12 protein-coding genes and 1 tRNA gene are annotated in these 12414 nt (G+C 57.6%); 4 read left to right on the top strand and 9 right to left on the bottom strand.

Features of this window, described 5'->3' with window-relative positions; all coding sequences use genetic code 11:
• The first annotated feature begins 177 nt into the window (after positions 1–177).
• Together mdtG and KHQ28_RS13875 are read left to right on the top strand one after the other, a co-directional pair.
• Positions 178–1404 carry a multidrug efflux MFS transporter MdtG gene (gene mdtG, locus KHQ28_RS13880; protein WP_002898984.1) on the top strand — a complete coding sequence of 409 codons (1227 nt, stop codon included), beginning with the start codon at positions 178–180 and terminating at the stop codon, positions 1402–1404.
• A 91-nt stretch (positions 1405–1495) separates the two neighbouring features.
• The gene (locus tag KHQ28_RS13875) at positions 1496–1882 is read left to right on the top strand and encodes a MysB family protein (RefSeq protein WP_002898981.1); all 387 of its coding nucleotides are present in this window, start codon (positions 1496–1498) and stop codon (positions 1880–1882) included.
• On the opposite strand, the gene KHQ28_RS13870 is transcribed toward KHQ28_RS13875, so the two are convergent.
• The 3 genes from KHQ28_RS13870 to mdoG all read right to left on the bottom strand — a co-directional run bounded on the left by KHQ28_RS13870 (position 1883) and on the right by mdoG (position 6251).
• Positions 1883–2110, bottom strand: coding sequence for a YceK/YidQ family lipoprotein (locus KHQ28_RS13870; RefSeq protein WP_002898978.1), 228 nt, complete (start codon positions 2108–2110; stop codon positions 1883–1885).
• 66 nt (positions 2111–2176) lie between these two features.
• Positions 2177–4705: a glucans biosynthesis glucosyltransferase MdoH gene (gene mdoH, locus KHQ28_RS13865; RefSeq protein ID WP_002898967.1), complete on the bottom strand. Its 2529-nt coding sequence runs from the start codon at positions 4703–4705 to the stop codon at positions 2177–2179.
• Positions 4698–6251, bottom strand: coding sequence for a glucans biosynthesis protein MdoG (gene mdoG / locus KHQ28_RS13860; protein WP_004140751.1), 1554 nt, complete (start codon positions 6249–6251; stop codon positions 4698–4700). The genes mdoH and mdoG overlap by 8 nt, the downstream gene beginning before the upstream one ends.
• A gap of 251 nt (positions 6252–6502) precedes the next feature.
• On the opposite strand from mdoG, the gene mdoC reads away from it, so the two are divergent.
• Positions 6503–7663 (top strand): glucans biosynthesis protein MdoC, encoded by a 1161-nt coding sequence (mdoC, locus tag KHQ28_RS13855; RefSeq protein ID WP_002898962.1) that lies wholly within the window; start codon positions 6503–6505, stop codon positions 7661–7663.
• Between the two features lie 34 nt (positions 7664–7697).
• Here the strand turns inward: mdoC and KHQ28_RS13850 are convergent, their stop codons facing one another.
• The 6 genes from KHQ28_RS13850 to ghrA form a co-directional block, all read right to left on the bottom strand.
• Complete coding sequence (locus KHQ28_RS13850) at positions 7698–8291, bottom strand: TetR/AcrR family transcriptional regulator (protein WP_004179313.1); 594 nt, start codon at positions 8289–8291, stop codon at positions 7698–7700.
• A gap of 66 nt (positions 8292–8357) precedes the next feature.
• Positions 8358–8885 carry an O-acetyl-ADP-ribose deacetylase gene (ymdB, locus tag KHQ28_RS13845; protein WP_004176593.1) on the bottom strand — a complete coding sequence of 176 codons (528 nt, stop codon included), beginning with the start codon at positions 8883–8885 and terminating at the stop codon, positions 8358–8360.
• A 149-nt stretch (positions 8886–9034) separates the two neighbouring features.
• Positions 9035–9517, bottom strand: a complete 483-nt coding sequence (locus tag KHQ28_RS13840) for a DUF1097 domain-containing protein (protein WP_004191006.1) — start codon at positions 9515–9517, stop codon at positions 9035–9037.
• 103 nt (positions 9518–9620) lie between these two features.
• Positions 9621–10175 (bottom strand): molecular chaperone, encoded by a 555-nt coding sequence (locus KHQ28_RS13835; RefSeq protein ID WP_004140758.1) that lies wholly within the window; start codon positions 10173–10175, stop codon positions 9621–9623.
• 22 nt (positions 10176–10197) lie between these two features.
• Complete coding sequence (locus tag KHQ28_RS13830; RefSeq protein WP_004215132.1) at positions 10198–10935, bottom strand: phosphatase; 738 nt, start codon at positions 10933–10935, stop codon at positions 10198–10200.
• An 88-nt stretch (positions 10936–11023) separates the two neighbouring features.
• Positions 11024–11962: a glyoxylate/hydroxypyruvate reductase GhrA gene (gene ghrA, locus KHQ28_RS13825; RefSeq protein WP_032419107.1), complete on the bottom strand. Its 939-nt coding sequence runs from the start codon at positions 11960–11962 to the stop codon at positions 11024–11026.
• Between the two features lie 268 nt (positions 11963–12230).
• Between ghrA and KHQ28_RS13820 the strand changes: the two genes are divergently transcribed.
• Positions 12231–12318, top strand: a tRNA-Ser gene (locus KHQ28_RS13820).
• Positions 12319–12414 lie beyond the last annotated feature (96 nt).

The following is a 12414-nucleotide window of genomic DNA, read 5'->3' as shown; positions in this document are numbered from 1 at the left end:
TACTGATCCCTTTTCCCGGCCGCGCTCATCCCGGCCGGGAAGCTTCGCCGCTCAGGCTTTAGGCTCTCCTTTAGCTTTAAAAGCTCTCCTCCATTGCGGCATCTATTTCTCAGGCGCATAATTAGCAGGCTCATATTTTCTCTTAATTTGACCTGCCGCGCAGGCCAGTGGAACCCTATGTCGTCTGCTGAAACCCCCATTAACTGGAAACGAAACCTGACCGTGACCTGGCTTGGCTGCTTTTTAACCGGCGCCGCCTTCAGCCTGGTCATGCCCTTTCTGCCACTCTACGTCGAACAGCTCGGCGTCACCGGGCATAGCGCCCTGAACATGTGGTCCGGGCTGGTCTTTAGTATTACCTTTCTTTTCTCCGCCATCGCCTCGCCGTTCTGGGGGGGGCTTGCTGATCGCAAGGGGAGAAAAATCATGCTGCTGCGTTCCGCCCTCGGGATGGCCATCGTGATGATGCTGATGGGAATGGCGCAGAATATCTGGCAGTTTCTGCTGCTGCGCGCACTGCTCGGCCTGCTGGGCGGTTTTATTCCTAACGCCAACGCCCTGATCGCCACCCAGATCCCGCGCCATAAAAGCGGCTGGGCGCTGGGGACACTGTCTACCGGCGCGGTAAGCGGCGCCCTGCTCGGCCCGCTGGCAGGTGGCTTCCTGGCCGACCACTGGGGATTGCGCACCGTCTTCTTTATGACCGCGGCGGTACTATTTATCTGTTTCTTGTTTACCCTGTTTTTAATCCGCGAAAATTTTGTGCCGATCGCCAGGAAAGAGATGCTCAGTGCCAGAGAGGTGTTCTCTTCGCTGCAGAATCCCAAACTGGTGCTCAGCCTGTTTGTGACCTCGCTGATAATCCAGGTGGCCACCGGTTCCATTGCGCCGATCCTGACGCTTTATGTACGCGATCTCGCGGGCAACGTCAGTAACATCGCCTTTATCAGCGGAATGATCGCCTCGGTGCCGGGCATTGCCGCGCTGATGAGCGCCCCGCGGCTGGGCAAACTGGGGGATCGCATCGGGCCGGAAAAAATCCTAATCGTGGCGCTGATTATCTCGGTGCTACTCCTGATCCCGATGTCGTTCGTTCAGACCCCGCTGCAGTTAGGTATCCTGCGATTCCTGCTCGGCGCCGCGGACGGCGCGCTGCTGCCGGCGGTGCAAACCCTGCTGGTGTACAACTCCACCAGCCAGATCTCCGGGCGAATCTTCAGCTATAACCAGTCGTTCCGCGATATTGGCAACGTTACCGGCCCCCTGATTGGCGCGTCGGTTTCCGCTAACTATGGCTTCCGCGCTGTATTTCTGGTCACCGCAGGGGTGGTATTGTTTAATGCGATCTACTCCACCCTCAGCCTGCGTCGGCCAGCAGCGGATACTTCGCATTCAGTAAATTAACGTCGAGAGGGGCTCTGTCCCTTGACGCCGTGCGTACCGCCTTCTATAGATTGAATCGTGTTCAATTCATATTCTTCTCAGGAGATTCGCTATGCCAAAGGATTCGATGTTCTACGCCACGCTTGAAGAAGCTATTGATGCAGCACGTGAAGAATTTCTCGCCAACAACCCTGACAGCGATGAAGAGAGCGCCAACGTTGAGCAGCTCAACATTCAAAAGTATGTGCTGCAGGATGGCGATATCGCCTGGCAGGCCGAATTTTTTGCTGACGAAGAGGAACAAGGCGAATGCCTCCCGATGCTCAGCGGCGAAGCCGCGCAGAGCGTCTTCGACGGGGATTATGATGAGATAGAGCTGCGTCAGGAGTGGCTGGAGGAAAATACGCTCCACGAATGGGATGAAGGCGAATTTCAGCTCGAGCCCTCGCTGGACACCGAAGAGGGGCAGACGGCAGCCGACGAGTGGGACGAGCGTTAATCAGTTATAGGGTCCGTGGCTGGCGTCCAGAGGCAGCAGAAGCGTATCAAATACCAGCGAGAACGGCAGGTCGAGAATGGTGAGATAGCGCCATGCCGAATCGCGAACATCCCACTGTACGCCCGGGTAATATTGATTGCCATGCCCCTGCCCGGGCACCGTACGGCTGATAATGCTGCCGCAGCCGCTGAGCAGCAGCGCCATGGCAATGATCGGTAGTATTCGCATCCACATCCTCGTATTTCAGATAAAAAAATACCGGCATCGCTGCCGGTATTTTCCTTAACGTACGGCTTATTTCGTTTTCAGCGCCAGCGGGTTAAGCGCCAACTGCTGATAGGCGTTCACCCATGAAGAGTATTTCTCCGGCGCGGCCCATACGCGATAGTGCAGACGCGACATGGTTACCGGGTCGCTCAACAGCACCAGTCGACGATCGCGGTTCAGCTTATCCGGCGTTTCATTCAGCGCCTGCTCGACATGGCGCTCGCGGGCGATCTCCAGGATATGCCCCTGACGGTGGCGCGCAGTGGCCATTGCGGTGGCGAGGGCGTTAAACGACGGGTTAAACACCGCGTGCATAAAGCCATCGTCCAGCGAACGCTGACGGTTCATCGTCAGGTACGCATCGGTATCCTTGAGCACCTGCGGCGGCGAATACTCTTCCGGGATCAGGAACAGCTTCCAGCGCTTGGTGCGCAGGCCCACTGTCGCCCGGCTGGAAATCGCCGACACGAACGGCGAGAGGATCAGCGAGACAACAATCGGCGCCAGCCAGAACAGGAAGCGTAGATCCAGCCATGCCATCCCGACCGCCCACACCAGCCCCAGCAGCAGCTGTGAGCCGTGGCGCATAAAGGCTTCCCCCCACGGCGTGGAGTCATCATCACGCTGCGGCGAATTCCATACCACCTCCCAGCCGAGGAAGGCGCTGACCACGAAGACCGTGTGGAACAGCATACGGACCGGCGCCAGCAGGACCGAGAACAGGACCTCCAGCAGCAGTGAAAGCGTGACGCGGATAAATCCGCCGTACTCTTTCGGCCCTTTACACCACACCAGAATAATACTCAGCAGCTTCGGCAGGAACAGCAGCACCATGGTCGAGGCGAACAGCGCGATGGCCAGCTCAGGCCGCCACTGCGGCCACACCGGGAACAGCTGACGCGGCTGCAGGAAGTACTGCGGTTCGGTCAGGGCATGCACCACCTGCAACGCCGTCGACAGGGCAAGGAACATAAACCACAGCGGCGCCGACAGGTAGGACATCACGCCGGTAAGGAACACCGCCCGGTGAACCGGGTGCATCCCTCTGACTAGGAACAGGCGGAAGTTCATCAGGTTGCCCTGACACCAGCGACGGTCGCGTTTCAGCTCGTCCAGCAGGTTCGGCGGCAGCTCCTCATAGGAGCCCGGCAGATCGTAGGCAATCCACACCCCCCAGCCGGCACGGCGCATCAGCGCGGCTTCGACGAAGTCGTGCGACAGGATCGACCCGGCAAAGTTGCCCTCGCCCGGCAGCGGCGCCAGCGCGCAGTGCTCAATGAACGGCTTCACGCGGATAATGGCGTTGTGGCCCCAGTAGTGGGACTCCCCCAACTGCCAGAAGTGCAGACCCGCCGTAAACAGCGGACCGTACACCCGGGTGGCAAACTGCTGGCAACGCGCATACAGCGTGTCCATGCCCGAGGCGCGCGGGGAAGACTGAATGATCCCGGCATTCGGGTTCGCTTCCATCAGGCGCACCAGGCTGCTCAGACACTCACCGGTCATCACCGAGTCAGCGTCCAGCACCACCATATAGCTATACTGGCTGCCCCAGCGGCGGCAGAAGTCATCGATGTTGCCGCTCTTACGCTTCACTCGACGACGACGGCGGCGGTAGAAGATCTGCCCTTCGCCCTGCACTTCGGCAATCAGCTCCATCCACGCCTTTTGCTCAGCCACACAGATATCGGGGTTATAGCTGTCGCTGAGGATATAGACGTCGAAATGAGCGGCGTTACCGGTCGCTTTCACCGACTCCCAGGTCGCCCGCAGGCCGGCGAAAACGCGGTCAACGTCTTCGTTACAGATCGGCATTATCAGCGCCGTACGGTGCGCCGGGTTCAACGGTTCGTCACCGACCGTCGAGGCGGAAATACTGTACTTATCGCGGCCGATCAATAGCTGCAGGAAGCCCATTAACGCGGTCCAGAAGCCGGCGGAAACCCAGCAGAACAGCACCGCGAAGAGGATCAGAATGCCGCTCTGCAACACGTACGGCAGCAGCTGCATGAACGAGATCCACAGGTTCTGCCCCACCATGTCGGCCGGGTTGATCAGCGCCCAGCCCTGATAAGGCAGAATGGTTTTCATATACCAGGTGGCTACCACGGTCTGCGACAGCGTCAGCAGCAGCAGGATATAGCGACGAATGGTGCCGACGGTACGCCATTTTTGCTCACTCTCGCGCTCTTCTTGCGTCAGACGGGAGAGATAGCGCGGCGTGACATCGCGTCCGCGCAGACGGTCCCAGAAGCGGCCGACCGGGTTGGTACGCCACGGGTCCGGTATCATTGAGGAGCGCTTGGCTTTGGGCATCGCATGCAGCTGAGTACGGCCTTCATCATCCTTCACCAGCTGATCGCCAGACAGCGAATCCGGCCAGCTGTGCGCCAGCCGTGCCTTGACCGACCCCAGCGGGGAGTCGTCTTCGCGGGCGAAGGTCTGATGGTCGTCATCCAGGGCCTGATGAACGGCCTGCAGGCTGGTGTCCGGCAGCGCCGATTTCTCGGCGTCCGACAGCGGCAATGCGTCAATGTACTTTGTTATCTTATTCATTGGCAGGCAGCTGATAGCTCCAGGTTTCGCTCAACGTGTCATCACCGTTAACCAGCGCGGCGCGCATTTCCGTCGTTTTCTTCGGATCTTTCACCTTCAAACGCAGGATCATTCGCCAGCCTTTGGTCACCGGATTGTAACGCACGGTATTTTCAACGATTTCAGCGTTATCGCCGGTACTCGCCTGGGCGGCGACCGGGGTATCCGCTGGCAGTTTTTTCATATCGGCGCCGGTGAAGTCGACAATGAAAGCAATGGTGCCGTCCGGCTGGCGGATCAGGTTCGACTGCTTCACGTCGCCGGTAGAGCGGCGGGTCTGCATAACGTAAGCGTTATCCGGCGCATGCAGCTTGTCTTCATCGCGGCTGAAGGTGATGGTGTACTTGAAGTTCATCTCCTTGCCCGGCTCCGGCAGCTGATCCGGCGTCCAGTAAGTCACGATGTTATCGTTGGTTTCATCGTTGGTCGGGATTTCAACCAGTTCGATTTTCCCTTTGCCCCACTCCCCTTTCGGGGTGATCCAGGCGCTCGGACGCAGGTCATAACGATCGTCGAGATCCTCGAAGCGCGAGAACTGACGGCCGCGCTGCAGCAGGCCGAACCCTTGCGGGTTTTCCATCGCATAGCTGCTAACGGCAAGGTGTTTCGGGTTGTTCAGCGGACGCCAGATCCACTCGCCGTTACCGGCCAGGATCGACAGACCATTGGAGTCGTGTAGCGCCGGACGATAGTTAAGCGCCGGAGAAGGCTGGTTGGAACCGAACAGGAACATGCTGGTCAGCGGCGCCACGCCCAGTTTGCCCACTTTGTCACGCAGGTAAACTTTGGACTGGACATCTACCACGGTGTCGCGTCCCGGCATGATGACAAAGCGATAAGCGCCGGTTGCCCGCGGGGAGTCCAGCAGCGCATAGATAGTCAGACGTTTGTCGGTGGCTTTAGGACGCTCGATCCAGAACTCGCGAAAACGCGGGAACTCTTCGCCGGACGGCAGCGCGGTATCGATAGCCAGGCCGCGCGCGGACAGGCCGTAAACCTGACCCTGACCCAGCACGCGGAAGTAGCTGGCACCGAGCATGCTGACGATCTCATCGTTCTTATCTTTGCTATTGATCGGATACAGTACTTTGAAGCCGGCGAAACCGAGGTCTTTCACCGTGTCTTTATCGTGCTGAACGTTACCAAAGTTAAAATAGTCCGGGCTATATTTAATTTTGCGCACGCTGGTGGCCGTCACTTCATTGATGGTGACCGGCGTGTCGAAGTACATACCCTGATGGTAAAATTCAAGCTTGAATGGGGTTTTCTGGTTATTCCAGTAAGCTTTATCGTGATTAAACTGAATTTGCTGGTAATCCGCGTATTTCATGTCGCGGAAAGCGGAGGGCAGGTTACTCTTCGGCGCTTCATAGCCTTTCCCGGCTAACGTTTTGGCCTCTTTTGCAACGTCATCAATGCTAAATGCCCATGCAGATGAAGTACACAGGGACAACATTACGGCTGCGCTTAACCAACGCATTTTCATCATCTGTGGTTTATGTTTCATATAAGTAAGCACTTCCCCCTTTGTGTGCTTAAATCGATCCGATCTATTTTAATGGAAACTCAGGCAATCCGACAACATAATCCCTGCTTTGTTCAGCGTAGCGGCGCAGGGAATAAACAGTTCGCTATCCCGTTTGCACTTTGCGTGCTTATCCTGGAGACAGGTACCCCGAGTTCATGTAGGGTTGCTGATAATGTAAGCGTTATCATCTTGAGTGATAAGACGAATTATCTGAGATTGTCGTGAATCGTATGAATAATACTCCGGTACAGCGTGAATATTTCTTCGACAGCATCCGCGCCTGGCTGATGCTGCTGGGGATCCCTTTCCACATTTCGCTGATCTATTCCAGCCACAGCTGGCATGTCAACAGCGCTGAGCCCTCGTGGTGGTTGACGCTGTTTAATGACTTCATCCATGCCTTCCGGATGCAGGTCTTTTTCGTCATCTCCGGCTATTTCTCCTACATGCTGTTCCTGCGCTACCCGTTGAAAAAGTGGTGGAAAGTGCGCGTCGAACGGGTCGGTATTCCGATGCTGACCGCTATCCCACTGCTGACGCTGCCGCAGTTTATTATGCTGCAGTACGTCAACGGCAAGGCGGAAAACTGGCACACCCTTTCCGGGTACGATAAATTTAACACCCTGGCGTGGGAGCTTATTTCCCACCTGTGGTTTTTACTGGTGCTGGTGGTGCTGACCTCGCTGGGCGTGGTGCTGTTTAAATGGCTGACGCGCCGCCCGGCAGGGGGCGCCTCAGCCTTTGGTGACACTGTCACTATGGGCCAGCTAACGATGATTTTCCTTGCGCTGGGGGTGCTTTACGCGCTGATCCGCCGATCGCTGTTCCTGATTTACCCGCCGCTGCTTAGCAATGGTCTGTTTAACTTTGTGGTGATGCAGACGCTGTTCTATCTTCCCTTCTTTGTGCTGGGGGCGCAGACCTTTATTAATCCGCGTCTGAAGGCGATGTTTACCACCCCGTCACCATGGTGCTGCGCAGCGGCGCTGCTGGGATTTATCGCCTACCGGCTGAACCAGCAGTACGGCTCCGGCGACGGCTGGATGTATGAAACGGAATCGGTGATCACCATGGTGCTTGGGCTGTGGATGGTCAATGTGGTCTTTTCGCTCGGCCATCGCCTGCTGAACTTCCAGTCGGCGCGCGTAACCTATTTCGTCAATGCTTCGCTGTTTATTTACCTGGTGCACCATCCGCTGACGCTGCTGTACGGGGCGTGGATCACCCCGGTCATTAAGTCCAATACCTTAGGCTTTATTGGCGGGTTGGTTTTTGTGGTGGGTATTGCCCTGATCCTGTATGAAATTCACCTGCGCATTCCGCTGCTGCGTTTCCTGTTCTCCGGTAAACCGATGAACAAACCGGCCAAAACCCCAGCCTCGGCCAGCTAACCACTAGCCTGTGCGGCACGCCAGGCGTGCCGTATTATGCCTGCTCGTCAAAAAGCCGGTCGAAAATCATATTGTACAGGGCTTCTAAATCTGCCTTATCGACCGGGGTGGAGGCGCTCAGCTCACAGCGGTAAGCTGCCCCCTCTGTCAGAACGGCGATGAGCTCTGATGCGGCATTGCGTCGCGCATCGCTGAGCCCGGGATGGTAGCGCTGCGACAGGCGACCGCCCTCCTCTTTCAACCGCCGATCGGCCTGCATCAGGATCTCACGCAAGCGTGGGTTACGCGAGGCCTCGGCATTGATCTCCATCAGCAGATAATTATCGCTTTTGGTGGCTGCCGACGTCGGGATCCTGCCAGCCAAAACCGCCGCTTTACGCGCCAGATTGTGGTTCTCATCGATCATCTCCCCGACTCTGGCGTTGACGATTTCGCTAACAATCGCTTCGATGATCGCTTCCTTGCTGGCAAAAATGCGATATAGCTGACCGACGCTCAGGCCCGCTTCCCGGGCGATATCGGCGACGGAAGCGCCGTGCAGCCCCTTTTCAGCGAAACATTTTTGCGCAGCGACAACGATCTCCGCGCGGCGCGCCTGCTGTTTCTGCTGGACTTTTCCTTCTGACACCCTGCTCCCTCCTGCTACCCATCATTCCCGTCAAGACTGGCGGTTATCATAGCCTATTCTGTTGAATCAGGGGTATGACGCCAGCAGGCGGCGATAGATAGCCGCAGTTTCCTCGTCAAAACAGACGAACAGGACGCGCTCAAGAGGGTTATAGCGAGTGAGAAACGCGGTGACGGTGCGCACGGCGATCGCCGCCGCTTCCTCTTTCGGATAGCCATACACGCCGGTGCTTATCGCCGGAAACGCAATGGAGCGATAGTTGTTTGCCGAGGCCAGCTGCAGACTGTTTTTGTAAGCATCGGCCAGGGTTTGCGCCTCCATGCGGTCGCCGCCGTGCCAGACCGGGCCCACGGTGTGGATCACCGCGCTGGCCGGCAGATTGCCGGCAATAGTAATTACCGCATGCCCGGGAGGGCATTCGCCCTGCTGCTGCAGCACCTGCTTACAAGCCGCCAGCAGCGCGGGACCGGCCGCCCGGTGGATGGCCCCGTCTACTCCGCCACCACCCAGCAGCGAGGGATTTGCCGCATTAACAATCACATCGACATCAAGTGTCGTAATATCGCCGAGAATTACCTCAGGTTTAACAGCCATTTCTCCTCCTGTCGGCATAGCGTGTGGATACGGCTTTCTGCCGATACTAGGGCATTCTCGCCTGCGGGAGCAAGATTATCGCTTTGTCCGGTGACGAGAAGATAAAAAAACAGGACCCGTAAGGTCCTGTTTTTTAGTCGTCCCGCCGATCAGGCGTTGTCGTTGACGAACAATTTATGCTTATCCGCACGGGCCGCCAGCCACAGGCCACTATTTTTCATGGCATAGCCAAAGACCAGACCCAGCGCCAGGGAAGGGATCACCAGACGCCAGTCGCCGTCTGCCGCGAAGGTCGCGCAGGCGCCGATAAAGGTGCCCGGGACAAACGACAGTAGCGTCCGTCGCGCCTGAATGCACATCAGGAAGGCGACCACACCGGTCATCATATAGCTGAGGATCTGCACCTGTGGCGCCAGCGCGCTACCGTGGATAATCACTAACGCCCAGGCCACGCCGCTCATCACCGTGCAGGACGAGATGGCCAGCCCTTTCAAGCCGCCCTGCGGGCAGGCGAAATAGGCCGTACAGCCGAGGAATCCGGCCCAGCTCAGCAGGCCGAGAGCGACCGCCACCCACCCCCAAATCCCGGAGAGGATGCCTGTCGTTAATGCGATTGCGAAGAGTATGTTCATGGCGCGTATCCTAGCAGATACGCGCCGGAAGAATGCGATCTAAAACACAGTATATGAATGAACTTTCTTTCAGTTTCATTCAAACAGTGATTTACATCACATATTATTGCTCATCTTCTTCCTGAAGCTCGTCCCACATCGCGGCGATGGCGTCGCGGGTCAACGGCGCCATGGTGCGCCAGAACGGCGTGTGCGCATGGGCTTCGACTTTCCCCAGCATCGTCCCGCACCACGGCAGGATATAGTCGGCGAACAGGAGCTCCAGCGTCTCGCTCTGGTCTTCTGCGGCATGATCCTCCAGCCAGGAGGCGGCCAGCAGCAGCGAGCCGAGATGATCCGCCGGACCTTCCCCTGTCGGGATGCCGTGTTCGCTCAGAAAAGCCCGAACTTCCGCTTCCGAGGAACCCTCCACCCACGCGCTACGGTACGGCGGGACGCTGCAGGCTTCACCGACGAACAGCGCATTATAGTCCGTCGCCAGGGATTGCATTTCACAGCTTTTCTGCAGACGCGCCAGCAGCTCGTCCTGCTCAAGCGGCCAGCTGGCGGCCAGTTTGCCCTCGCGGATCAGGGTAAACAACGGCACCAGCAGCGGGTCCTGCGGTTGACGGTAATACAGCGAACCCAGCACGCGGCAGAGGATTGAAAACTCGTTCATTCAGTTATTCCAGTTATACAAATTAAAGGTCAGCAAATTCCGGGATCGCCGGCATGCCCCGCGACTCGAGGAAGTTAAGCAGGCGACGCGGAGAAACGTTGAGGATCCTGTCCTCCGGGAAATCGACCGCATCAAGGATCTTGCGGCATTCGGTAAACTCCCCGAGGGTAAAGGCGGTGTGAGAGTCCGAGCCCAGCGCCACCCATCCCCCGGCATCACGCACTGCGGCGGCGATGGCCCGGCAGTTGTCTTCACTGCCCACGCGCGATGATACGAACGAGGAGTTATTAATCTCCAGCGCCACCTGGTAGCGAGCCGCCGCTTCGGCAATCGCCGGGATATCCACCGGGAATTTCGGATTACCCGGATGGCTAATCATATGCACTTTACCGCTGGCCATCGCGGCTATCATCGCCTGTGTATGGGTGTCACGATCCTGCGGCGGAAACACCGGCTCATGAAATCCGGCGATGATCAGATCGAGGGAAGTCAACATCGGTCCGGAACAGTCGATCTCGCCTTCAATATTTTTAATATTCGACTCAATACCGCGCAGGATCCCCACCCCGTCTACCAGGCGGGGCCAGATGCGCATATTAACGAAGTGCCAGTAGTGCGGAGCATCCGCCATGTCCGGGCCGTGGTCGGTGATGGCGAAGAGTTTGATCCCTTTACGCTTTGCTTCCGCAATATAATCGTGCAGGGTGCTGTAGGCATGGGTGCTGGCGACGGTATGCATGTGCAGGTCAACGGGATACATCACATTCTCCTCTTCTGTTTGCCGCAAGAATAGCAGGAAACCGGGCTATTGATTAGCAAAAACCCCGCCGTGGCGGGGTTCTCTCGTCTTAATAACCGCGCTGGCGGTCGACCTGACCGCTTACCGGCTCCCCTCGCTCAAGCCGGCTAATGGTCTCCGCAATGTAGGTGATAGCTTCCATTGGACGGGTCACTGCCGCCACATGGGGGGTCATGGCCACCCGCGGATGCGCCCATAGCGGGCTCTCCTGCGGCAGCGGTTCGCGACTGAAGACATCGAGCATCGCCCCTTTGAGCTTACCGCTGTTCAGCGCCGCCAGCAGATCCTCTTCAACGACATGCACGCCGCGAGCAAGGTTGAGGACATAGCTCTCATCAGGCAACTGCGCCAGCAGCGTCTGGTTAATAATGCCGGCGGTTTCGGCGGTATTCGGCAGCAGGTTGATCAGCACGCGAGTGCCCTGCAGGAATTCGCCCAGCTCGGCCTGGCCGGCGAAGCTCTGCACCTGCGGCCAGGATTTGCGGCTACGGCTCCAGACGCGAAGCGGGAACCCCCAGGGTTGCAGACTTTCCGCAACCTTCGCCCCCAGCACGCCGGCGCCCATAATCCCGACGGTGAATCCGTCGGCGCGGTACTCGGGCAGCGGCTGCCAGCGGGACGCCAGCTTCAGCGCCTGATAGTCATCAAAGCGGCGGAACCAGTGGAGCACCTGGCTAACGGCATACTCCTGCATCTGCCGTCCCATACCGGTATCTTCGAGACGAAACAGCGGAATCGACAGCGGCAGCATATCCGGATGGTCGCGCAGCTTGCTGAGAATAGAGTCCCCCCCTGCCCCGAGGGCGAACACGGCCTTCAGCGCCCGGCCCTGCAGCATCTCTACCGGCGGATGCCAGACCAGGGCATAGTCCGCCGGCCGGTTATCGCCCGCTTTCCACTCGCGCACCCGCGCGCCGGGTAACTGCTTTTCCAGCTCACAGATCCAGTATTGGGTATCAAAGGTCGGATGGTAAAAAATAATCTCCATAGGGGCTCCTGATAGCAGACGCCTTTGGCCGATTGACGCTGGCGTCTTATTTTACTCATTGTTTTCTATTGGTTTGCCAGCATAACAAATTTCCCCTTGTCGCAAAGTGAAAAGGGAGTGGCGACAAAAAAAACGGATTTCGCACGTTTAAGGAGCAAGTTGCTCGAAGTTTGTCTAAACGCGCTTTTTTTGCAAAAAGTTGATTGACGGGCGATACGTATTTCCCTACATTAGCGCCCGTTCCCGACAACAACGGGAAAGACAATATGGTGAGGTGTCCGAGTGGCTGAAGGAGCACGCCTGGAAAGTGTGTATACGGCAACGTATCGGGGGTTCGAATCCCCCCCTCACCGCCATATTTTAAGAAGAGCTCGTACGCAAGTACGGGCTTTTTTTTCGCATGTGGCACTCACCGGGGGGATGAGAACCCCCGACCGGGGTTCGACAACTGG

The sequence above is a fragment of the Klebsiella sp. 28 genome, assembly GCF_018223905.1.
Taxonomy (GTDB): domain Bacteria; phylum Pseudomonadota; class Gammaproteobacteria; order Enterobacterales; family Enterobacteriaceae; genus Klebsiella; species Klebsiella pneumoniae.
Note: the sequence above shows the minus strand (reverse complement) of the source record. Positions and strands in the feature narration are given on the sequence as shown.

Bases quoted from the DNA above. Each gene is read 5' to 3' on its own strand.
- mdtG (WP_002898984.1), top strand. From the start codon at position 178: ATGTCGTCTGCTGAAACCCCCATTAACTGGAAACGAAACCTGACCGTG.
- KHQ28_RS13830 (WP_004215132.1), bottom strand. From the start codon at position 10,935: ATGTATCCCGTTGACCTGCACATGCATACCGTCGCCAGCACCCATGCC.
- ymdB (WP_004176593.1), bottom strand. From the start codon at position 8,885: ATGGCTGTTAAACCTGAGGTAATTCTCGGCGATATTACGACACTTGAT.
- mdoH (WP_002898967.1), bottom strand. From the start codon at position 4,705: ATGAATAAGATAACAAAGTACATTGACGCATTGCCGCTGTCGGACGCC.
- KHQ28_RS13835 (WP_004140758.1), bottom strand. From the start codon at position 10,175: ATGAACGAGTTTTCAATCCTCTGCCGCGTGCTGGGTTCGCTGTATTAC.
- ghrA (WP_032419107.1), bottom strand. From the start codon at position 11,962: ATGGAGATTATTTTTTACCATCCGACCTTTGATACCCAATACTGGATC.
- KHQ28_RS13875 (WP_002898981.1), top strand. From the start codon at position 1,496: ATGCCAAAGGATTCGATGTTCTACGCCACGCTTGAAGAAGCTATTGAT.
- KHQ28_RS13870 (WP_002898978.1), bottom strand. From the start codon at position 2,110: ATGCGAATACTACCGATCATTGCCATGGCGCTGCTGCTCAGCGGCTGC.
- KHQ28_RS13840 (WP_004191006.1), bottom strand. From the start codon at position 9,517: ATGAACATACTCTTCGCAATCGCATTAACGACAGGCATCCTCTCCGGG.
- mdoC (WP_002898962.1), top strand. From the start codon at position 6,503: ATGAATAATACTCCGGTACAGCGTGAATATTTCTTCGACAGCATCCGC.
- mdoG (WP_004140751.1), bottom strand. From the start codon at position 6,251: ATGAAACATAAACCACAGATGATGAAAATGCGTTGGTTAAGCGCAGCC.